The organism is Tatumella sp. JGM118 (assembly GCF_018257515.1).
Classification (GTDB): Bacteria; Pseudomonadota; Gammaproteobacteria; order Enterobacterales; family Enterobacteriaceae; genus Tatumella; species Tatumella terrea.
In genome coordinates, this window is the sequence record NZ_JAERJR010000001.1 from 60223 (window position 1) to 82370 (window position 22148).

At 54.2% G+C, this 22148-nt stretch carries 17 protein-coding genes; 8 read left to right on the forward strand and 9 right to left on the reverse strand.

From position 1 onward, the window contains the following. Positions 1 to 149: 149 nt before the first annotated feature. The 3 genes from JK223_RS00300 to JK223_RS00310 form a co-directional block, all read right to left on the reverse strand. Complete coding sequence (locus JK223_RS00300) at positions 150 to 710, reverse strand: thioredoxin domain-containing protein (RefSeq protein WP_212712231.1); 561 nt, start codon at positions 708 to 710, stop codon at positions 150 to 152. Between the two features lie 140 nt (positions 711 to 850). Then, positions 851 to 1594 (reverse strand): aspartate/glutamate racemase family protein, encoded by a 744-nt coding sequence (locus JK223_RS00305; RefSeq protein ID WP_212712232.1) that lies wholly within the window; start codon positions 1592 to 1594, stop codon positions 851 to 853. Positions 1595 to 1611: 17 nt separating this feature from the next. Continuing rightward, positions 1612 to 2316, reverse strand: a complete 705-nt coding sequence (locus tag JK223_RS00310) for a GntR family transcriptional regulator (RefSeq protein ID WP_212712233.1) — start codon at positions 2314 to 2316, stop codon at positions 1612 to 1614. A 135-nt stretch (positions 2317 to 2451) separates the two neighbouring features. Here JK223_RS00310 and JK223_RS00315 point away from each other — a divergent pair, with 135 nt between their 5' ends. Together JK223_RS00315 and JK223_RS00320 are read left to right on the forward strand one after the other, a co-directional pair. Then, positions 2452 to 3933, forward strand: coding sequence for an NCS1 family nucleobase:cation symporter-1 (locus JK223_RS00315; RefSeq protein ID WP_212712234.1), 1482 nt, complete (start codon positions 2452 to 2454; stop codon positions 3931 to 3933). A gap of 230 nt (positions 3934 to 4163) precedes the next feature. Next, positions 4164 to 4766 (forward strand): 2OG-Fe(II) oxygenase, encoded by a 603-nt coding sequence (locus JK223_RS00320; RefSeq protein WP_212712235.1) that lies wholly within the window; start codon positions 4164 to 4166, stop codon positions 4764 to 4766. Between the two features lie 374 nt (positions 4767 to 5140). Here the strand turns inward: JK223_RS00320 and JK223_RS00325 are convergent, their stop codons facing one another. Next, positions 5141 to 6568, reverse strand: coding sequence for an MFS transporter (locus JK223_RS00325; RefSeq protein ID WP_212712236.1), 1428 nt, complete (start codon positions 6566 to 6568; stop codon positions 5141 to 5143). A 125-nt stretch (positions 6569 to 6693) separates the two neighbouring features. Here JK223_RS00325 and JK223_RS00330 point away from each other — a divergent pair, with 125 nt between their 5' ends. From JK223_RS00330 to JK223_RS00345, 4 genes are all read left to right on the forward strand, one after another. After that, entirely contained in the window at positions 6694 to 7860 is a 1167-nt protein-coding gene (locus JK223_RS00330) for an MFS transporter (RefSeq protein ID WP_343867657.1), read from the forward strand. A gap of 241 nt (positions 7861 to 8101) precedes the next feature. Next, positions 8102 to 8671, forward strand: coding sequence for a cupin (locus JK223_RS00335; protein ID WP_249213394.1), 570 nt, complete (start codon positions 8102 to 8104; stop codon positions 8669 to 8671). A 22-nt stretch (positions 8672 to 8693) separates the two neighbouring features. Beyond that, entirely contained in the window at positions 8694 to 9392 is a 699-nt protein-coding gene (locus tag JK223_RS00340; protein ID WP_371812995.1) for an NADPH-dependent F420 reductase, read from the forward strand. 283 nt (positions 9393 to 9675) lie between these two features. Beyond that, on the forward strand, positions 9676 to 10230 hold the full coding sequence (locus tag JK223_RS00345) for an AAA family ATPase (protein ID WP_212712238.1): 555 nt from the start codon (positions 9676 to 9678) through the stop codon (positions 10228 to 10230). Between the two features lie 38 nt (positions 10231 to 10268). On the opposite strand, the gene JK223_RS00350 is transcribed toward JK223_RS00345, so the two are convergent. The 5 genes from JK223_RS00350 to mdoC form a co-directional block, all read right to left on the reverse strand. Further along, positions 10269 to 11669, reverse strand: a complete 1401-nt coding sequence (locus JK223_RS00350) for a cytochrome c (RefSeq protein ID WP_371813024.1) — start codon at positions 11667 to 11669, stop codon at positions 10269 to 10271. Positions 11670 to 11689: 20 nt separating this feature from the next. Then, on the reverse strand, positions 11690 to 13345 hold the full coding sequence (locus tag JK223_RS00355) for a GMC family oxidoreductase (protein WP_212712240.1): 1656 nt from the start codon (positions 13343 to 13345) through the stop codon (positions 11690 to 11692). Between the two features lie 31 nt (positions 13346 to 13376). Next, positions 13377 to 13946: a sorbitol dehydrogenase family protein gene (locus tag JK223_RS00360; RefSeq protein WP_212712241.1), complete on the reverse strand. Its 570-nt coding sequence runs from the start codon at positions 13944 to 13946 to the stop codon at positions 13377 to 13379. Between the two features lie 925 nt (positions 13947 to 14871). Next, positions 14872 to 16380 carry a SulP family inorganic anion transporter gene (locus JK223_RS00365; RefSeq protein ID WP_212712242.1) on the reverse strand — a complete coding sequence of 503 codons (1509 nt, stop codon included), beginning with the start codon at positions 16378 to 16380 and terminating at the stop codon, positions 14872 to 14874. A 147-nt stretch (positions 16381 to 16527) separates the two neighbouring features. Beyond that, positions 16528 to 17643: a glucans biosynthesis protein MdoC gene (gene mdoC, locus JK223_RS00370; protein WP_212712243.1), complete on the reverse strand. Its 1116-nt coding sequence runs from the start codon at positions 17641 to 17643 to the stop codon at positions 16528 to 16530. 255 nt (positions 17644 to 17898) lie between these two features. Between mdoC and JK223_RS00375 the strand changes: the two genes are divergently transcribed. Further along, positions 17899 to 19434, forward strand: coding sequence for a glucan biosynthesis protein G (locus JK223_RS00375; protein WP_212712627.1), 1536 nt, complete (start codon positions 17899 to 17901; stop codon positions 19432 to 19434). Beyond that, on the forward strand, positions 19427 to 21979 hold the full coding sequence (gene mdoH / locus JK223_RS00380; protein ID WP_212712244.1) for a glucans biosynthesis glucosyltransferase MdoH: 2553 nt from the start codon (positions 19427 to 19429) through the stop codon (positions 21977 to 21979). Before JK223_RS00375 ends, mdoH begins: the two co-directional genes overlap by 8 nt. The last annotated feature ends 169 nt before the right edge of the window (positions 21980 to 22148 follow it).

A 22148-nucleotide genomic window follows, 5' to 3' on the forward strand; every position in this document is an offset into this window, starting at 1 on the left:
CACAGGAATTGGGTGATAAACACCATCTTACGCCTTTGCGAAGAAACACAAAAGTGTGATTTGCATCAAAGTAATAAAAAAATTTGCGAAAGTATTTCCGGAGGAGGGCAAAATGGCGGTGAATACCGGCAATATTCACCGCGGCGTTATCACGCGTTACGGATCCTCTCCGCCCACTGACTGATTTCCTCGCCACTGCCCATATCGGCCTGAATTAAGCCGTTGATCATAAATGTCGGCGAGACATGAATACCGTTCTGACGGGAATATTTGCAGTGCCACTTAATCAGTTGCTGCAGTTCCGGTTTATCAAAAGCCTCGCTGACGCGGATCCCGCTGTATTTTTCGATACGTTCAATAATCTGCTGCGGCGTGGTGGTCATATTCGGGCCACGGCAGTGATCCTCGAATTCGAATTCCTCACGGTGTTCACCGACGGCCTGCATGATTTTCAGGGCGGCGGCGTTCCCCTCCGGCAACGTTTTTGCCGCCAGAATACAGCGGACAATCACGCCCGAAAACATATGCCATGGCTGGGACTGCAGATAGATCCTGACGGAGAGCTGGTCTTCGCCTGCCAGGCTGACTAATCCGCTCAGCTTATTGAAGGCCCTGACAGAGAACGGGCAGGTAGGTTCCAGAAAAACTTCCAGCAGTGCCGGGCCATGACCCAGGGTCAGAGCTTTATCAGAGACAGATGACGCAACCATGATGATCCTCATTTATCAGAACAGACGCGGTAAGCCGGTCTGCTTTACTGCAAACATGCCCTGCATTCATCAGGGCGGTGATCGATACCTTAAGCATAAAGTGGCGATCGCCCTGACGCAACCTCCGGCACCTGAACGGTTCAGAAAGGATTCATACCGGCAAAGATGCCGGTCAGCGGCTTTTTCAGGGGATAATCAAAATCCCCGTGCTTGCTGGTGGTCAGTCCCAGAGAGGCCAGGGACCCCACCAGTCTGACCGCGGCACTGACCCCCTCAATGACCGGTACACCTGTTTCCCGCGTCAGTTCACGGGCAATACCGGCCATGCCGCCGCAGCCCAGCACAATCGCTCCACAGTGGTCATGCCTGATGGCTTCAAGACACTGGCGGCGGATCTCTTCCAGAGCCACAGCCTCCTGTTGCTCCAGAGTCAGCACGGGGAGTTCGATGGTACGGATGGAGGCGCAGTGGTCACTGAATCCGTATTGTTGCAACAGGTGTCTGGCGATGATCACCGTGCGTGGCAGGGTAGTGACAATACTGAACCTGGTCGCCACCAGGGTGGCCATATGCATCGCCGCCTCCGCAATGCCGACCACCGGGGCCGTGGCCAGTTCTCTGGCAGCCCGCAGTCCCGGGTCACCGAAACAGGCGATGATATGACCATCGACCCCTTGCTGGCGTCCCGCCGCTATCTGTTGCAGCACGCCGGTGACCGCAATCGCCTCATCGAAATGCCCTTCGATGGATGCTACCCCTGCCTGTGGGTTCACCGCGAGGATCCGGGTGTCAGCCGGGGCGGCCTCGCGGGCTGCCCGGGCCATTTTTTCGGTCATGGTCTGACAGGTATTCGGATTAATTAATTGTATACAATAATCTGGCATGGTTTGTCTCTCCGGCATCAACAGGAAAATAATTTACGGAAATCCGGGGTCGGGGATTTTTTACGGTTAAAATTCAGGCTGCCGGTAATATTCCCGAAGTGTTGCTGCATCAGTGCCGACAGGGCCATCAGATCTTTTTCACGCAGGGCATGCAGCAGTTGCTGATGATCTGACTCGTTACATCCCTGTTGCCACTGGCTTCCCCAGGCGGCAATCACCAGCGAAGAACGTAATGTCAGATTGGTGATAATGTCATTGAGCACCGTGTTTCCGGCCACCGCATGCAGACGGGTATGAAACAGGGCCGAGTAGCGGATAGCGGCGGCCATATCCCTGTCATGACTGGCACGATGCTCTTGCGCCAGAATCTCCTCCAGCCCGGCAATATCTTTTTCATTCAACCGGCGGATCACTTCAGGAAGGTTTCCCAGCTCAATCAGCATCCGGCTTTTAAAAATCATCGCGGATTCTTCCGCCGAAGGATTCGCCACATATGCCCCTTTTTTGGGCATCATATTCACCATTTGCACCGTAGCGAGGCGGGTGAGGACTTTCCGGATACCGGTCCGGCTGATACCGAAGGCTTCAGCCAGCGCTTCTTCCGGCAGTTTGCTGCCGGGGAGTAGCTGATGTTCCACCATAGCTTTGATTAATGCCTCGCGGATCTGCTGCTCTTTCTCCTGCCCGTCTGTGCCTTCGCGGTAAAGCGTGCTGTTCAACATAGTCATCTCCTGAGTATCTGCTTCTGACAAGGTATACTTTTTTTTATGTTTTTGTATACAAAAAATAAAAGTGGTCCGGATCCTGCAGGCTGTCAGAGACATTTCTTATCAGTATCTCGACAGGGGACTTCAGCTATGCCAAAAAAAAAGGAACCACACCTCACGGGGCACAGCAAGCCGGGCTATAGCCCGCGGCTGACCAACGATGATCTGGCACCGGTCAGAGACCAGCACTGGAACTGGTATAATATTTTTTCTTTCTGGATGTCAGATGTTCACAGCATGGGCGGTTATGCGGTCGCCGCCAGTTTCTTTACTCTCGGGCTGGCGGGATGGCAGGTCCTGGTCTGTCTGCTGGCGGGCATCTGTATTGTCCAGTGGTTTGCCAATCTGGTCGCTAAACCCAGCCAGATGAGCGGCGTTCCTTTTGCCGTCGTTTGCCGGCAGGCCTTTGGGGTGTTTGGCGCGAATATTCCGGCGGTGATCCGCGGGCTGATTGCCTTTGCCTGGTACGGTATTCAGACCTGGCTGGCATCCAATGCCCTGATGCTGGTTCTGCTGAAATTCTGGCCTGCACTGGCCCCGATGACGAAGATGCATTTTCTCGGTTTGTCTGCCTTAGGCTGGGGCTGTTTTGCCGTGATGTGGGTGCTGCAGGCGCTGGTTTTCTGGCATGGGATGAATGCTATCAAACGGTTTATCGATATTGCCGGCCCGGCGGTATACATCGTGATGCTCTCCCTGGCTATCTGGATTATTTCCCGCACCGGTTTTTCGGGCATCTCGCTGACACTGGCTGAAAAGCAATTATCCGGCGGTGAACAGGTCTGGCAGATGGTGTCAGCAGTGGCCCTGGTCGTTTCCTATTTCTCCGGCCCGTTACTGAATTTTGGCGATTTTTCCCGCTATGCCGGCAGCATGGACGATATCCGTCGTGGAAACCGCTGGGGGTTACCGTTTAATTTCCTGCTGTTTTCTATTATTACGGTAGTGATTGTTTCGGGGACTCATTCGTTATTTGGCAGGATGATCACAGACCCTATCGAAACGGTGGCGAATGTGGGAAGCGGGGTGGCGATGGCGGTCGCGTTACTGACCATGATCATTGCGACCATCGGCATTAATATCGTGGCAAACTTTGTCTCGCCGGCGTTCGATTTTTCAAACTGTTCACCACAGAAGATCAGTTTCCGCATGGGAGGGATGATCGCCGCTGTCGGATCTGTGGTGCTGACCCCGTGGAATCTGTTCCATTCGCCGGAGCTTATCCACTATACCCTTGATGTGCTGGGCTCTTTTATCGGCCCGATCTTCGGTGTCCTGTTATGCGACTTTTACCGGGTCAACCAGAGTCAGATTAACACCGATGAACTCTTTAATGACTCGCCTGCCGGCCGTTATTGGTATGCGCGTGGCGTTAACCCGAAAGCCATTCTGGCGCTGGTGCCCGCTGTCGCTTTATGCCTGCTGATGAGCTTTATTCCGGTGTTACATCCGCTGGCCAGTTTTAGCTGGTTTATCGGCGTGGGTATTGCAGCGGCCATCTATGCCGGTATCTCGCGCCAGCCCGCACCGGTCGTGGAGGGGCATATCTCTCCTGCGGTGGCAAAAAAATAGACCCCCGCGATAACTGTCTGTACGGGGTTTCTGAGAAGTACCCGCCCAGGCTTGTGCGAAAGGGCCCGGGGCCTGGCCGGGGGCGTTCCGTTGTCAGTCACCCCGGGTTTTTTCTTTGTCCCCGCTGCTATCCCGCAGCAAAGTGCGCCCGGTCAGTGAATCCTGTGGTTGACCGGGGATCACTCCGGTATACTCCTGCCACAGTTCAGTATGAGAGATGGCAGGGCGCTATGCCGGATTATCAGGCGTTAATTCAACAAGTTTGTGACCAGGGCTGGTACTACCAGCAAAATGTTCTGGACCCGCAGTGGGTTTCAGAACTGGCTGCGCTTTGCCACAGCCGGACTTTCCTGCAGGCAGGCATTGGTAATGGCTTAAAAAATATTATTAATGAGTCGATCCGTTCTGACAGCATCAGCTGGATTGATAGTAATGAACAGGATCCTGCTATCCGGCGTTATCTGGCGCTGGTGGAAGAGCTGCGTGTACTGCTGAACCGGGAATTTTATCTGGGGCTGAATGATTTCGAAGGCCATTTTTCCCGTTATCCGCAAGGGGCGTATTACAAACCCCACTACGACTGCTTCGCCAACGACCGGCGCCGGGCCATTACTTTTATTGTGTATATTAATCAGAACTGGCAGACGCAGGACGGGGGACAACTTTGTCTGCATTTGCCTGACGGGGAACACATGATAGAGCCGGTCGCCGGCAGCATGATTTGCTTCCTGTCTGAACAGATCCTGCACGAGGTCAAACCGACTCATTCCGAACGGATGGCATTAACCGGCTGGTTTATGCGGAATAACGGACGGGATTACTACTACAGTTAGTCGCAGTCACCCGCATAAAGAGAAGGCCGGGGCATCCGCCCGGCGTGAGCGGCAGGCCTTCCTCTGCACCTGTTCTGCCGGCAGGCATACCGCCGGGTTGCCCGCTGATAGCACCCTGCCGGGCGTTGCACGGAAAGACAGTCACGGGAAAATGATGCCCGGACGGCATCCGCGGGCAGCTCATCATCCCCTGTCTGATCAGGCCTCTGTGCCGCAATGGCCAGGCTGAAAGATAAGCCCGGGTCTGAGAGTCTTTTTCTGCCGGGTGACCGTGGGGCAGGCGGCAATACCGACGGATATTTCGCGAACGTCAAGTGCGGTCGTGGGTATCGACCCTCTGACCTGCCTCCGAACGATACCCGGTTTCCTGAAATTCAGCCCGGCCGGTCTGTTTTACCGGTTATCTGGCTGCCCGCCTGTTTATCCAGTAACAGAATATCCGCCATCGCGACCAGGCAAAGCAGGGCCAGGGCAACAAAAGCCAGACGATAGCTGATGGCCGGTAACTGCGAAAGATACGCCGAAGTCCGGCTGAGTTTATCGGCCAGGTAGAGGCAGAGCGCAGAAAAAGAAATTCCCACCCCCATAGAGAGTTGTGATGAGGTGCTGAACAGCGCATTGGCGTGACTCATCTGTGCCTTTGGAACATCACAATATACCAGGGTATTGATGGCGGTGAACTGCAGAGAACGGAACATTCCGCCGGTAAACAGGACCAGTAGTACCGCCCAGTGAGGCGTTTGCGGGGTGAAAAACGCGCAGGCCAGCATTCCGCCGACATTCAGGAAACCGTTCACCGTCAGTACGGTTTTAAAACCGTACTTTCGCAGGATGGGCGTGGTGAACGGTTTAATCAGCAGATTACCGGCAAAGACGGCCAGCACCAGTAATCCGGAACGAAAGGCGTTCAGATGAAAACCCATCTGAAACAGTAACGGCAGCAAAAAAGGGATGGCGGAAATCGCTGCTCTGAACAGAAAGCCTCCGGCAAGCGTCGCCCTGAAGGTAGGAATGGTCAGTGCCTGCATCGCGATCATCGGAAACGGAACCCGCTTCATATGGCGGAAGCTCAGCCGGAATCCGTACAGACTTAGCAACAGTAACCCCGCAGGGAGATACCAGGGCAATGATGAGGAGACCATTTCCATACTGCAGACGAAAGCTACCATCGAGAGGGTCGACAACATAAAGCCGGGGATATCAAAGGGCCTTTTTTCCGGTTCAAACGGCGCTTTCATCAGCCTGCGCGCCAGCAGAAAAGCGATGAACCCCAGCGGTAAATTCAGGAAGAAAATCCAGCGCCAGCTCAACCAGGTGGTAATCAATCCGCCCAGCGGTGGGCCGATGATCGGCGCGATCAATGCAGGCCAGGTCAGGGTGGCAACGGCCGTGATCAGCTGGTGTTTGGGCGTATTTTTTAAGACGGCCAGTCTCCCCACCGGCACCATTAAGGCACCCCCGACCCCCTGCAGGATCCGCATGGCGACAAACAGTGGCAGGCTGTCTGCCAGTCCGCACAGCACAGAGGATAAAGTAAAAATAACCAATGCCAGCGAAAAAACATTACGGGCACCGAAGCGGTCGGCTATCCAGCCACTGACCGGAATCAGCACCGCCAGCGTCAGAAGGTAGGCACTGATCCCCAGATTGAGCCGGGTGACGTCTACGGCAAACGTGGTGGCCATGTACGGCAGGGCCGTCGTGATCACCGTTCCATCCAGAAACTCCATAAAAAAGGCGCCGGCGACCAGCAGGGCTACCCCGGAGACGGACTGCGTTCTTTTATTAAGCGTTTCTGACATGAATCTGGCTGACCTGCATAGGATGGCAAAAAGTGTGGCTATAATAGCGGAGGTAAGGTTTTTCCTTACTGATGAATGTATGTAAAAATGTTTAGTAAATATTAATAAAATGTATTGGAGTGTTCGTGGATCAACAAAAAAACCTGCATGTCGGTCTCGCGTTACTGGCAATGGCTCTCGGGGGGTTTGCTATCGGTACCGGTGAGTTTGTCATTATGGGACTGTTACCGGATGTGGCTCACGGGCTGGGCCGGTCGGTCACGACTGCCGGGAATGCGATTACCAGCTATGCGTTGGGGGTCGTGGTCGGTGCGCCGCTGATTGCGGTCCTGGGCGCCAGAATATCACGCCAGCGCTTACTGATTTTCCTGATGACTCTCTTCGCTGCCGGCAACCTGGCCAGTGCTTTTGCCCCGGGCTATCTCAGTTTTATCGCAGTGAGGTTTATCAGTGGTCTGCCGCACGGCGCATATTTTGGTGTCGCCTCACTGGTGGCGGCCTCCATGGTTCCGGCGCAACAGCGCGGAAAAGCCATTGGCCGTATGATGACCGGCCTTACGATCGCGACGTTGCTGGGTGTTCCGCTTGCCGCCTGGGTAGGGCATCATCTTAGCTGGCATTATGCTTTCCTGTTTGTGGGCATCTGCGCGGTGATCAGTGTGCTGATGATTATCGGCTTCATTCCTTACAGCAAGGGGGACCCGTCAGCACATCCTTTACAGGAACTGACGGCGCTGAAAACCCCGCGCGTTCTGCTGAGTCTGCTGACCGGAGCCGCCGGTTTCAGCGGGATGTTTGCGGTCTTCAGTTATATTAACCCGACTCTCACCCATGAATCAGGATTGCCTCAGCAAGAGATCCCCTGGGTCATGGCGGCTTTCGGTCTGGGTATGGTTGCAGGCATGATGGCGGGCGGACGTTTATCGGACTGGAGTGTGACCAAAGCCATTACCGTGGCACTGGTCTGGAATCTGGTCGTGATGGCGCTGTTTCCACTGATGGCCCACCATATTGCCAGCGGGTTACTGGTGACGTTTCTGATCGGCACAACCTCGGTACTGATCCCGTGTCTGCAAATCCGTCTGATGGATGTCGCAGGTAAGGCACAGACGCTGGCGGCGGCCATGAACCATTCCGCACTCAATATTGCTAATGCGCTGGGGGCTTTTTTTGGTGGCATGATCATTAATGCCGGCCTGGGATGGACCTCCACCGCCTGGGTGGGCGGAGCGCTCGGTATCTTCGGGCTGGTGGTTTATCAGTGCTCATTATTGCTGAAACACCGCGATTAAGCCTCTGCCGGCAGGCTCCTCAGGGGGCCTGACCGGTGAAATATTTTGTCACTTTTTTACCCTCTCCGGCGTCCCTCTGCGCCATTCCCCGGGTTTACAAAAGGTCCCCTGGCTTTTATACCTGGAACAGACAACGTTACTGCGACACTTCATCTTCAGGTGTTTACCTGAATTGTCCTGAGATAAATCAACCCGGGGGGAAAAAATGCAGATCGATTCCCGAAGAGATTTTTTACGTTTAATGACTCAGATCGCCGTCAGTTCGCCGTTGATCCTTGCGGCGGCGGCACGGGGTGAGTCTGCCTCGCCGGTGGCACCGCAACATTTTATGTTGTCTGCTAATGGCTGGGTACCGAATAACCCGCACCTGCCGGTGCTTCTCTACCGCCAGGCACTCTCGCTGTCCGGTGATGTGACACAGCAATCAGAACAGGCGCTGACGCACAATGGCTGGCCGCCGCAGTGGGTTGCCGGGGTATTTAACTTCCATCATTACCACAGCACTGCCCATGAGGTTTTAGGCTTTGTCGGCGGGGAGGCCCGGCTGATGCTGGGTGGCCCGGGCGGGAAGACCGTGACGGTTCATGCCGGGGATGTAGCCCTGCTACCCGCCGGCACCGGACATTGCAATTTAGGCAGCAGTGACGATTTTCTGGTGATCGGGGCCTATCCGCCGGACCAGCACTGGGATATCTGTCGCTCGGCCCCCACAGCCGCGATGCGTCAGCGGATAGCCACCTTACCTTACCCTCATCAGGACCCGGTCAGTGGTCAGCCACAACCCTTAATGTCACTCTGGCAACAGGCATAATGTCATCTTCACAGGAGGTCCCGTGTCAGGAATTAAATCATTACTGAGTGCAGGTCTGTTAGTCATTGCCTCTCTGGCCACCGCCCGGGCGGCGTCGTTACCGTCCATTGGTATTATCGGTGCGGGGCAAATGGGCGGTACGCTCGCCACACTCTGGAGTAAAGCCGGCTATCCGGTGATCCTCAGTTCGCGTCATCCGGAGGCTCTGAAACAGCAGGTGGCTGAACTGGGGCATCAGGCCAGTGCGGCGAGTGTCGGACAGACGGCACAGCAAGCCAGCATCATCGTCCTGGCCGTCCCGTACGGCGCGTTACCTTCGCTGGCTAAGAGTATTGGTGCCAGTGTGAAGGGTAAAGTTGTGCTGGACGTCAGCAACCCTTATCCCGGCAGGGATGGGCAGGTAGCCGACGATGCGCTTAAAGAGGGGGTAGGGCGTTACAGTGCCGGATTATTCCCCGGGGCGCATCTGGTGCGTGGCTTTAACTCGGTAGCGGCCTATACCCTCAGTTCAGAGGCACACCGCTCAGGCGCGAAACTCGCCATCCCGCTGGCAGGAGATGATAAACAGGCGCTGAATACCGTCTCACAGCTGGTGGAAAAAGCCGGTTTTGACCCGGTCATCGCAGGCAATCTGGATAAAGCGCGTTTGTTCCAGCCAGGCAGCAGTCTGTTTTTAAGTAATCTCACTCAGCAGCAACTGAAACAGCAGCTGACGCAATAGCCTTCCGTCCCACCCCCGTTACGGGGGCTCCTTCTGTCCGCTCCGGTACCGGGCGGACAGGATTTTATCCGTTGACCCGCTGGCGTCTGCGAAGCCCCTGAATTCACAGGCTTCCGCCAGTGCCTGCCGGTGACGGTATCCGTCTTTACCCGTTACGCGTATTCACGTAATCTGAGTGGCTCTGCACGCCAGCCCGTCGCGCCTGTAAAGCGGAGGCCATCTTCCTCTTCTCTGGCCGGCGGCGCTGTGTGACGATTTTCCCCGGATAGCTGCTGAGTGAGTAATGACAACCGATACCTTTCTTCCTCTGACTGAACTTGGGCCACGTATCTGTATTTTAGGGCCGTCAAATAGCGGGAAATCCACGTTAGCCCTCGCGCTGGCAGAAAAAACAGCCGCACCGGTCATACATCTGGATCAGCTGTTTCACCGGCCGGGAACCCGCTGGCAGGAGCGTCCTGAAGCGGAGTTTTTAGCGCTGCATGAGGCCGCAATACAGCAGGAATGCTGGGTAATGGAGGGAAATTATACCCGTTATCTTGAAGCCCGGCTCGCGCGGGCAACCGGACTGATTATGTTGGATATTTCCATGCCGGTCATGCTCAGACGCTATTTTTACCGGACGCTGATACAAAAGGATCGTGCGGGGAATGTCCTGCCCGCAGGGCTGCGGGACAGGCTGTCAAAAGAGATGCTGAAATATCTGCTGGTTGTGACGCCAGGCAAGAGGGTACAAAACCGCACCCTCTATCTGAATTGTTCGCTACCTAAAGTTTACCTCGCCTCACCGGCGCAAACCGCAGCCTGCCGGCAACAATGGCAGCTGACGAGGGGGTAAAAAAGAGGGGGGCGTTAGCCCCCCGAAACAGGATGATACTAGTGGCGGCGGTTACGCCGTAATCGTAAGCCGATGATCAGCAGAATAACGATCACCAGAACGACGGCAATGGCAGGGACCATATAAGGCTGCAATGAGACCAGCGCAGGCGGATGCCCCCCTTTACGAACCCAGGCGACATCACCGGCCTGAACGGTGACCGAAGGATTACCAAAGTTATGCAGGACATAGTTACTGATGTCGGCGACCTGCTGATCGGTCAGGTGATCCACATAAGAAGAGGTAGAGCCGAAGCCCGGCATCAATACCTCATGACCGTTGGTCGTCCGCTGAACACCGTAAAGGATCGTTGCGATCAGGTTTTGCGGATGGATCATGCCGGTCGCCGTATTATGGAATAATGACGGGTAAGCCTGATTCTGACTACCGGCACCGTCCGGCTGGTGGCAGCTGGCACAGTTACCACTGAACAGGGCTGCGCCGGAGATCACCGAATTGCGGGCGTTGTAGGGCGCCTTGCCGCGGACTTCATTGTCCACGTTGACTGCCGTGGAACCATAGCTGTAGGCGGCCTGCGTCTCACCCTCTGTGCGTATCGGGGGTGTCTGTTTCAGGTAGGTGGCGATAGCATGCAGATCGCTGTCCGGCAGGTATTGCAGGCTGTGTTCCACTGCTTCAGCCATCCCCCCTGCGGCCTGGTTTTTTCCGGCAACACGTCCGGTCTTCAGGTATTGCACGATCTCGTCATCGCTCCAGCCCCCGATCCCGCTGATTTTATCGGAGGTGATATTCGGCGCATACCAGCTGCCCAGGGGGGCACCGGCCAGAGGCTGGCTGCTGACCTCATTCATCATAAAACCGCGTGGCGTATGGCAGGTATCACAGTGCGCCAGGCCATTCACCAGATAGTTACCACGATTCCATTCCGCGCTCTTTTGCGGATCTGTCTGGTAATCTTTGTGGTCGGCATACAGCAGGTTCCAGATTTTCATACTGAAACGGATACTGAACGGAAAAGCCAGGGCTGTCGGGGTGTTTTTCTGGTCGACGGGTTTTACGCCATGCATAAAGTAGTAATACAGGGCATGTAAATCACTGTCGGTCATCATCCGGTAAGAGGTATAAGGCATGGCGGGATAAAGTTGTGCCCCATCGGCACGGACACCGTGTCTGACCGCATCTGAGAATTGCGCCTCGGTATAATGGCCGATCCCGGTGACAACATCCGGAGTAATGTTGGTGGAGTAGATGGCCCCCATCGGTGAGGCGATGGCATACCCCCCGCTGAAGGCGGTTTTACTGCCGGGGGCGGTATGACAGGCCTGACAGTCTGAGGCGGTAGCCACCTGCTGCCCCTGAGTTAACAGTGACTGGTCAATATCGGCCGCGCTGGCTGTCATCAGATGGCATCCGGCATACACTAAGGCCAGCGCACTCATTTTGACGGAGAAGGAACGTTTCATGCGAACTCCTTCATGCGCAGAGAGATATCATGAGCGGCCTTCAGACCTAATGCGGCCATACTCAGGGTACTGTTCACCACACTGGCTGACGGGATCGCACCGCCGCCTGGCAGCCATAAATTCTCATGGTCAAAGGTACGGCAGTTACCATCCACCACCGCGTCTTTGGCCGATTTACCCATAATGGTTCCGCCCATAATATGGTTATTCGCATTCAGACTGGTGGTGATATTGAACTCTTTACCATTAAACAGTGAACCGATGTGTTCTAACTGCTCATGGGCTGCCGTCGCGCCTTTACGCACATAATCGCCGACGTCGTAATGGATATCCGGGCAGGCGAGGCCATGCGGATCGTTACGTGTCTTGCTGAGTGTCAGACGGTTTTCAGGGTCCGGCAGCGGCTCCAGACTGATTGAGATATCTACCCCGTGGATAGAGCGGTAACGAATTTCTTCATCCAGCGCTTTACCAACCAGACCTTTCGCCAGAGCCTGTTTGGTGGCGGGCACCACGCGGGAAATATTATTCAGGATCATTTTGTTAGCCGAATACTGGCTGCGGAAATCGCCATCACGCGGACCGACCATACAACTGCTCTGAGCAGGCCCACGGCCCAGCCATACCGGTTCTTCTGTCAGGAAGCTGCAGTGAAAACCGGAGTGGTCCATCATGTTACGTCCCACCATATCCGAGCTGTTAGCAATCCCGTTCGGGTTGGCTTTATTGGCGGCCAGCAGTAGCAGGCGTGGGGTTTCTATACCGTTACAGGCCAGTGCGAAGGCTTTCCCTGTCGCTTTGTGTGATGCGCCCTGGTTATCGCGCCAGTGGACGGCCGTCACACGGTTATTGCCATCGGTATCTATCTTATACACCACCGATTCAGCCAGAACGACAGCGCCTTTCTGCTCGGCACGTTCAATATGGTGGATACCGTTATACATCGCACCGATAGGGCAGATAGGCTGGCAGTTGTTATTACCACAGCAGACCGGTCGGCCTTCCCACGGGCGGGTGCTGCGTCCCTGAGGGATCGGCACCAGGTTATAACCGTGCGGGTTTACGACGCTGGCGAAATAGGCATCCCCGTGGGCGAAGGGGACCATTTCCATCGGATAAGGTTTGCTGCGCTCACGCGGGGACTGCATCGCCGGATCGCTGGGGCCGGCCACACCAATCTCATACTCTGCCTCACAGTACCAGGGTTCCATTTCATCATACGTTATCGCCCAGTCGCGCCCGACGCCATACTTACTCTGCATCACGAAATCGCTGGGCATATGGCGCCAGCATGATGCAGCCCAGTGCCAGGTGGTACCGCCGACGGTCCGCAGGTAGCCCTGCTGGAAGCTACCGGCACTCGGCCCGGTGACATTGACATAATTGTTCGGCGGGAAGTAGAGCGGAGCCGGGGCCAGCGGAGACTGAGGATACAGCCCCTGAAAATCCGAACCTGCACGGTTAGCAAATGGCATATTTCGCCAGTTTTCAACCGCCTGCGCACGGCTAATCCGTAAACCGGCTTCCAGTACCAGTACCGAGTATCCCTGGCTGACTAATCTGTCTGCAATCATTCCGCCAACAATACCGGAGCCCACAATCACAATATCTGCGGAGGCATCGCCGCCGGCAGTAAATTCAGGTTTTTTCATCGTATGCGTTCTTTTTTTTATCAGGGTGCAATTACAGGTTATCGATTAATTCAGGATCAAGCGGGTCCGGTACCGGGGCAGTCCACCATAGCGGGCCATTGCCGCAATAGGTGGGAACCACCAGTCCGTCGCTGACCGTGGCATACATCAGGGCGTCTTTATAAGCGACCAGGGTGCCCTTGTAGTCATCGCCGATAGTGCCGGTGTACCAGGCAGTGATAATGTCCTGCAGAAAATTGCCCAACCCGGCGGCGACCGCTTGCTGTTTAAAGTCAGCGGCCGACATTGGAGACTGGATCACTGCGGCCAGACGGGCAATTTTGCTGTTAAATTGCGGGTGTCGCTGACTGAAAGCCCCCAGAAAACGTGAAGCCAGTTGGGGACTGATATGCTTATGTTCAGTGATAGTTTGCGACACGCGGATAAAATCCCGCGCCGCGTCGCGGCCATGAATGACGCTATCGGCGAAACTCTGTAATGGCAGTGAGGCAGCAAGGCCGGCGGCAGAAATAATCAGTGCAGAACGGAGAAACTCCCTCCTGCTGGAACCGGTTCCAATCCCGGATATATCAGACGACAATGGCTCAAAATTTTGCTTCATAAATATTCCACATCTGTAACGCTACATGTGATTAAAGTCACATTCTATAGCTAAAAGAAACGTAAATGTTAAATAAATTAATGTCCAGCTACGCAGGGATCGCACTTTTTGTTAATATTACAGCCCCTGTTAACACCGGTATGGCAGCAAAAGCGTTGTCAGCCTGCGGCAGAGAGTCGTCTGTCAGAGAAATATCTTTCTGAAAAACAGCAGGAAATATTGTGCTGATCTTCGTGAACGGCAAACACTGGCACAGACCGTCTTCCCTCTGCCTGTGGTCACGGAGGACTGCCCGGGGTGTAGTGACTCGCGTAACAGAACATTCTTATTAATGTTAGACCGGAATCTGGCTAATTCCGGAAAAAATGTGTGGATTTGTATCAAAGGAAATCGCCCTGCAAACCCGATGATCTTCGGCCCGGAAGGGCCCCCGGTTCAGGAACAGGAAATGACTGCCGCTACAACGCCGGTAAAACGGATCCGCTGACCACACAGACCAACAGGTGCTGAGGAAGGGGGAGCGCATATCGGTAAATATTTTGAAACAGAGAGTCACGGGGCAGCAGAGTCACAACGCCGCGCAAATACACTGTGAAATAAGGATATCCGGCGCGGGCGTAGCCTGTAAACCCGTCCTCATCGTGAAAGGAGATCCCCCCTAACCGTGTAGTCATACGGCAACCTCAGAGGTACGAATGCTGAAGAGGGGTCTGTGCAACGTTCATCGCCACGGAGCAGAGTCACAACGCCGCGCAAATACGCTGTGAAATAAGGATGTCCGGCGCGGGCGTAGCCTGTAAACCCGTCCTCATCGTGAAAGGAGATCCCTTCCAACCGCGCAATTATACGGCAACCTCAGGGATACGAATGCTGAAGAGGGGGTCTGAAGGGCGGTGCCCGTGAGGGCACCGGGAGAGAATATTTGTCAGTCCAGCTTACCGGTCAGTCGCTGATGGATAACTTTACTTTGTCCTTCGAGGCCGGTGATCGTTACCCGGGTGTGATAACGCTGGTAACGTTGTTCGATGGCATCCAGCGCCGCAACGGTAGAGGCGTCGAGGATCATGGCTTCAGATAAGTCTATTTCCACATGTTCAGGGTCATTCGCGTAGTCAAAATGCTCATACAGATCATTACTGCTGGCAAAGAATAACGGGCCATGAATTTTGTAGTGCGCGGTTTTGTTGTCGTCCGACAGTTGGCGGTCGGCGGTGATAACATGACTCAGACGTCGTGCAAACCACAAAATAGCCAGCAGCACGCCACTCACTACACCCAGGGCCAGATTACTGCTCCATACCGTGATGGCAACAGTGGCCAGCATAATTAATGTCTCGGATAAGGGAATACGCCGTAATGTGGCCGGTTTCACGCTATGCCAGTTCAGTGTTTTCACCGCAACCACCATCATAATGGCGGCCAGAACCACCATCGGGATATGTGCCATCACCTGACTCAGGACACTGACCAGCAACAGCAGGACTATCCCGGCCACCACAGTGGAAACGCGACTGCGCGCCTTACCTAACTCCACGTTGACCACGGTCTGACCTATCATTGCGCAGCCGGCGATGCCGCCATAAAAACCGGCCAGAATATTGGCGACGCCAAGTCCGGTGGCTTCTTTTCGTTTGGACGAGTGGGTATCGGTGAGGTCGTCCACCAGTTTTGCCGTCAGCAGAGACTCGATCAGTCCGACCAGCGCGACACTGATTGCCGTTGGCCAGATAATCTGCAAGGTCTGCATATTCAGCGGCACCTGCAACAGTGTCAGTCCCGGTAGTCCGCTGCTCATCGGGCCTTCGTCACCGACGTTTGGCAGAGAATACCCCATTCCCCAGGCAATCGCGGTAATCATCACTATAGCCACCAGCGGTGCCGGTATTTTGGTGGTCAGTCGCGGCAACAGCAGCACAATTGCCAGTGTCAGAACAAAAAAGAGCAGCACCAGCGGTGACTGCTTCCAGACATGGGGGACCTGGGCAAAAAATATCAATATACCTAATGCGTTTACAAACCCGGTCATCACTGAACGGGGAATATAACGCATCATCCGGGAAAGCCCGGCAAGGCCGAAGATTATCTGCAGTATCCCCGCCAGCAAGACCATCGGCAGCAGATAGGCGATGCCGTGCTGATGGACCATCGGGCCGATCACCAGGGCGACCGAGCCAGCGGCTGCACTTACCATCGCCGGGCGACCTCCGATCAGTGATAAGGTCAGGCAGATCACCACAGAGGCTATCAGGCTAACCTTCGGATCCACTCCGGCTACCACAGAAAAGGAGATGACTTCGGGGATTAAAGCGAGTGCGGTCACAATACCGGCCAGTGATTCGCGGGTCAGCAACGCCGGCTGGCGTAATACAGATAATATGCCGGGGGGATCCACGGCATGTTGTGTCGCAGAGTGAGAATGTGATTCCTGATCCATTTGTTAAGCTCTTTATCGTTGTTGCAGGTGATTTTTTTATGTCAGGAGGTCTTTATACAGGGTATTGACTCATACGGTAAATCGTTACGTGACAGTGGACGGAGTCTGTTACCTGCCAGCCGGCGCGGCCGACAGGCAACAGAGGCTCTATTTTTTACCCGAGAATAAGAAACGCAATACCGGAATACGGCGGTGGATTTCATAGAGCAGGAACGACAGCCCGAAGACAAACAGCAATCCGGTGAAGAAGCCTGTGGTATCGCCCGGGATATGGGGCATGACAAACAGGCCAAAAATCAGCGTCAGCGGATGGTGCACCAGGTAAATAAACAGCGATGCATTCACCAGATAGGAAATGCGGGGTGATGCACGGTTAAGAAAGCGGTGACCGCAGCTGTAACATACATTCAGCATACACAGCCCCATCCCGGTAGAAATCAGGGCATCCAGTTCATACAGCCAGCCATCTCCGGCGCTGTATTGCTGGTTAAAGTGGTAGGCGATAAACAGTACGACGGCCCCGGTCCATAACACCGGGTGAGGGCGGACAAACAGGGCTTTTGCTGCCGGGTTTGTCCAGGCAATGGCCCCGAGCACAAAGAACGGCAGATAAAACAGGGTCTGCATCACCGCGATATTAAACAGCCCGTCCATCAGTAACTGCGGAGCCTGCCACAGCAGCAGGCGACGAAACAGCCCCCAGACCACGACCGGGCAGGCCAGGGCCACAAAAATACGTGGCCAGGTCAGGGTCAGTTGTGAGAGCCGTTGCTGGTGTTTTTTTAGTACCGCAAAAATAAACATTCCGCTGGCGGTCAGCAGAAGTAACACCAAAAGGAACCATAAATGTGAAATCAGTTCCCAGACCAGGGTGTTATAACGCTGATAGGCAGAGTATTCCGGCCAGCCGCTAAATTTCGCCGACAGATTTTTCAGCATGAAAAACTGCGGCAAGGTGATCAATGGAATGGCGGCCAGAAAAGGGATCCCGACCCGCTCAGCACGGACTTTCAGCCAGCGTAAGGGCTGATAACGCAGGTAGAGCATATAAGAAAAATAACCTGAAATAACGAAAAACACCTGCATGCGAAATGAGTGTATAAATTCGTTAAACAGGGTCAGCCAGAGTGACGCATTTGCGCTGTTCACTGTCCATTGCTGACTGGAGTAGATCAGAGACACATGGAATGGCACACCCAGTAGCATCAGCCACGCACGGATGGAATCCAGAAAATACTCACGTTCAGGTTTTACGGGGGTCATAAAAGCACTCATCTGATAAATTAGAACTTTTCGGCAGTAAGCTTAAGAAAAGTCGTACTATAATTGTATCAGACATGTAAGCAGCCTGACGGGTTTCGTTAAAGATTCTGAAAAAAAGCTTTTCAGGAGGATAATGCTGACATTCTTTCGGGGCCGCTGTCAGAATCCTTAAGAATCCATTACTATGAAAGCGATTTCTCAGGCACACGCACGAAAGGGGGAGATGTGCTCAATAAAGAACAAAAAAAATCAGGGCTGATGAAAATGCACCTGGCAAGTGCCGCAGTGATGCTGGCAATGTATGCAAGCAATAGCTGGGCATTCGATCTTAATGATGTTGCAAAAGAAGCAAAGTCTCTGGCAGGTCAAAGTTATGAAGCGCCTAAAAGCAATCTGCCCTCACAATTCCGTGATTTGAAATATGCTGACTATCAGCAAATCCAGTACAAACGTGATAAAGCTTACTGGGGAAAATTACGTACCCCTTTCAAACTCGAATTCTATCCTGAAGGGATGTATTTTGATGTTCCGGTAAAAGTAAATGAAGTCACGGCGAATTCTGTGCGTGAAATAAAATACAGCCCGGATGATTTCACCTTTGGCACGATCCAGCATGATGCTGATTCGGTCAAAAACCTCGGCTTCGCCGGTTTTAAAGTGCTCTATCCGCTGAACAGCAAAAATAAAGAAGATGAAATCACCAGTTTCCTGGGTGCCAGCTATTTCCGTGTGATCGGGGCAGGGCAGGTCTATGGTCTGTCCGCCCGGGGTCTGGCCATTGATACCGCATTACCGTCCGGTGAGGAATTCCCGCGCTTTAAAGAATTCTGGATCCAGCGTCCTAAACCTCAGGATAAGCAGCTGGTGATCTACGCATTGCTGGATTCCCCGCGGGCGACCGGTGCGTACCGGTTTGTACTGCATCCGGGTAAAGAAAGCACCGTAGATGTTAATTCTAAAATTTTCCTGCGCGATAATGTCGGGAAACTGGGTATCGCTCCGCTGACCAGTATGTTCCTGTTCGGGGCTAACCAGCCGTCGCCGACCCTGAATTACCGTAACGAGTTACACGATTCAGATGGACTTTCTATTCATAACGGTAACGGTGAATGGATCTGGCGTCCGCTGAATAATCCGAGACGGCTGGCAGTCAGCACTTATACGCTTGAAAATCCGAAAGGTTTTGGTTTGTTACAACGTAACCGTGACTTTAGCCATTATCAGGACCTGGATGACCGTTATGACCAGCGTCCGAGTGGCTGGGTAGAGCCGCTGGGGAACTGGGGCAAGGGCCATGTGGAGCTGGTCGAAATTCCGACCAATGATGAAACCAACGATAATATCGTCGCTTTCTGGTCTCCGGAAAAAATGCCTGAGCCAGGTAAAGAAACCGACTTTAATTATCGCTTACATTTTACCCGTGATGAAGCTCAGCTGCATTCACCAAATGTTGCCTGGGTCGCCGACACACTCCGCTCTGCCGGGGATGTGAAACAATCTAATCTGGTGCGTCAGCCGGACGGTTCTATTGCCTTTATCGTCGATTTTGCCGGCAAAGCCATGAGTAAACTGCCACAGGATACTCAGATCGCGCCTCAGGTCAGTATCGGTGACAACGGTGAGGTGGTGGAACAAAGCGTCCGGTACAATCCGGTCACTAAAGGCTGGCGCCTGGTGTTGCGTCTGCGGGTTAAAGACCCGAAAAAGACCACTGAAATGCGCGCTGCTTTAGTCAGTGGCGATAAAACGTTGACGGAAACATGGAGCTATCAGTTACCAGCCAATGAATAAATCAACTTTTACCCCCGAAAAATATGTCGACGCTCTGCCGCTTCCTGCGGCGGAGCAGGCGACGCTTCGTGCATCCGCCGGAACAGATTTTGCCGGATTCCAGCACCAGCTGGGTCACGACACTGCGGCCAGCAGTCGTGAGGATGATGCCCCTCTAACCTCGGTCTCTTCCCGTATTGAGATGGCCTGGCCGGATGCGCTGGATGAAGGCAAACAGTTCGGAAAGGATGACCTCGGGCGCACCACGCTGAAGGCGATGCCGCCGGTGAAACGTGCCGGCATGTACCCGGACGCGTGGGAAACCAACCCGGTGACCCGGTTGTGGAACAAGCTGCTGGGTCGCTCGAAAGCACACCATCCGCGTGATCAGGAAAGCATCGATGCCCGCATCGCCGAAGAAAAGTGGCGTTTTGTCGGATCTGTACGTCGTTATATTCTGCTGTTCCTGACACTTGCGCAGACAGTGGTCGCGACCTGGTATATGAAAACTATTCTGCCTTACCAGGGCTGGGCGCTGATCGATCCTTCAGAGCTGATGAGCCAGAACTGGCAGCAATCGGTTCTGCAGTTACTGCCCTATGTGCTGCAAACCGGAATACTGATCCTGTTCGCTATCCTTTTCTGCTGGGTTTCTGCCGGGTTCTGGACCGCACTGATGGGCTTCGTACAGCTGATGATGGGTAAAGATAAATACAGTATCTCTTACTCCACCACCGGTGATGAGCCCCTGAATCCGGAGCACCGTACTGCACTGATCATGCCTATCTGTAATGAGGATGTGGAGCGCGTCTATGCAGGGCTGCGGGCAACCTGGGAATCGGTGGTACGCACCGGTAACGCAGAACACTTTGACGTTTACATTCTGAGTGACAGTTATGATGCCGATATCGCGGTCGCTGAACAGAAAGCCTGGATGGAGCTGGTCAGGGATGTGGGTGGCGCCGGTAAAATTTTCTACCGTCGTCGTCGTCGTCGCGTAAAACGTAAAAGCGGTAACATCGATGATTTCTGCCGTCGCTGGGGCAGCCAGTACAGCTATATGGTAGTACTGGATGCCGACAGTGTGATGAGCGGTGAATGTCTCACCGGACTTGTCCGCATGATGGACGCTAATCCGAATGCCGGCATCATCCAGTCATCGCCGAAAGCCTCGGGGATGGATACGCTCTACGCCCGTTGTCAGCAGTTTGCTACCCGTGTGTACGGACCGCTCTTTACCGCAGGTCTGCACTTCTGGCAGCTGGGGGAATCCCATTACTGGGGACACAATGCGATTATCCGCGTGAAACCCTTTATCGAGCACTGTGCACTGGCACCGCTGCCAGGGGAAGGGTCGTTTGCCGGCTCCATCCTGTCCCATGACTTTGTGGAAGCGGCACTGATGCGTCGTGCCGGCTGGGGTGTGTGGATTGCGTATGATCTGCCCGGTTCTTATGAAGAACTGCCACCTAACCTGCTGGATGAGCTGAAACGCGACCGTCGCTGGTGTCACGGTAACCTGATGAACTTCCGGTTATTCCTGGTGAAAGGGATGCACCCGGTACACCGTGCCGTCTTCCTGACCGGGGTGATGTCCTACCTTTCGGCTCCGCTATGGTTTATGTTCCTGGCGTTGTCCACGGCACTTCAGGTCGTTCATACCCTGATGGAACCGCAGTACTTCCTGCAGCCCCGGCAGTTGTTCCCGGTCTGGCCGCAGTGGCGTCCGGAACTGGCCATCGCTCTGTTCTCGACCACGCTGGTGTTGCTGTTTTTACCTAAGCTGTTAAGTGTCATCTTAATCTGGTGTAAAGGCTCAAAACCTTACGGGGGAGCTTTCCGCGTCTTTATTTCTCTGATGCTGGAAATGCTGTTTTCGGTACTCCTGGCCCCGGTCCGTATGCTTTTCCATACGGTCTTCGTCGTCAGTGCCTTCCTCGGTCTGAAAGCCGTCTGGAACTCACCACAGCGTGATGATGATGCGACCCCGTGGAGCGAAGCCTTTGCCCGCCATGGCATGCAGATGGTACTGGGTATTGTCTGGGCGACCGGAATGGGCTGGCTGAACCTCAACTTCCTGTGGTGGCTGGCACCGATCGTCTTCTCGCTGATCCTGTCGCCTTTTGTCTCGGCATTCTCCAGCAGGGCTACCCTGGGCCTGAAATCCCGGCGGGCAAAACTGTTCCTGATCCCGGAAGAATATGCGCCGCCACAGGAACTGGTGGATACGGATAAATATCTGACACTGAACCATCGCCGCGCATTGTCTGATGGCTTTATGCATGCGGTGTTTAACCCAGCCTTCAATGCGCTGGCGACAGCCCTGGCAACGTCACGACATAAACAGAGTCAGTTACTTGACCATGCCCGTGACCGTCAGGTTGATCAGGCACTGAGCGAGGCCCCTGAAAAACTGGGACGTGAACAACGTTTACAGATAATCAGTGACCCGGTCGTGCTGGCCCGTGTGCATAGTCGTCTGTGGCAGTCCGGTGAGAAATATCATCAGTGGCTGAGCAGTTACCAGAAAATGGCACTCTCCCCGGAGGTGTTGCCGCAACGGTAACCGCTGACTGCGACCCTGCTGAAAAACCTCCCTCATCATGACGGAGGTTTTTTTATCTCACGGCAATTCCCGGCGCTCGTGGTAACCCTGCCCGGAATCTGCGGCAACACAGGAAGACAGACAGTGGCTGTTATTGCCGTTAATTCGTATTACTTTGTGGCCTCCGATG

Coding starts and splice junctions, on each gene's coding strand:
- JK223_RS00300 (WP_212712231.1), bottom strand. CDS start 710: ATGGTTGCGTCATCTGTCTCTGATAAAGCTCTGACCCTGGGTCATGGC.
- JK223_RS00305 (WP_212712232.1), bottom strand. CDS start 1,594: ATGCCAGATTATTGTATACAATTAATTAATCCGAATACCTGTCAGACC.
- JK223_RS00310 (WP_212712233.1), bottom strand. CDS start 2,316: ATGTTGAACAGCACGCTTTACCGCGAAGGCACAGACGGGCAGGAGAAA.
- JK223_RS00315 (WP_212712234.1), top strand. CDS start 2,452: ATGCCAAAAAAAAAGGAACCACACCTCACGGGGCACAGCAAGCCGGGC.
- JK223_RS00320 (WP_212712235.1), top strand. CDS start 4,164: ATGCCGGATTATCAGGCGTTAATTCAACAAGTTTGTGACCAGGGCTGG.
- JK223_RS00325 (WP_212712236.1), bottom strand. CDS start 6,568: ATGTCAGAAACGCTTAATAAAAGAACGCAGTCCGTCTCCGGGGTAGCC.
- JK223_RS00335 (WP_249213394.1), top strand. CDS start 8,102: ATGACTCAGATCGCCGTCAGTTCGCCGTTGATCCTTGCGGCGGCGGCA.
- JK223_RS00345 (WP_212712238.1), top strand. CDS start 9,676: ATGACAACCGATACCTTTCTTCCTCTGACTGAACTTGGGCCACGTATC.
- JK223_RS00350 (WP_371813024.1), bottom strand. CDS start 11,669: ATGAGTGCGCTGGCCTTAGTGTATGCCGGATGCCATCTGATGACAGCC.
- JK223_RS00355 (WP_212712240.1), bottom strand. CDS start 13,345: ATGAAAAAACCTGAATTTACTGCCGGCGGCGATGCCTCCGCAGATATT.
- JK223_RS00360 (WP_212712241.1), bottom strand. CDS start 13,946: ATGAAGCAAAATTTTGAGCCATTGTCGTCTGATATATCCGGGATTGGA.
- JK223_RS00365 (WP_212712242.1), bottom strand. CDS start 16,380: ATGGATCAGGAATCACATTCTCACTCTGCGACACAACATGCCGTGGAT.
- mdoC (WP_212712243.1), bottom strand. CDS start 17,643: ATGACCCCCGTAAAACCTGAACGTGAGTATTTTCTGGATTCCATCCGT.
- mdoH (WP_212712244.1), top strand. CDS start 19,427: ATGAATAAATCAACTTTTACCCCCGAAAAATATGTCGACGCTCTGCCG.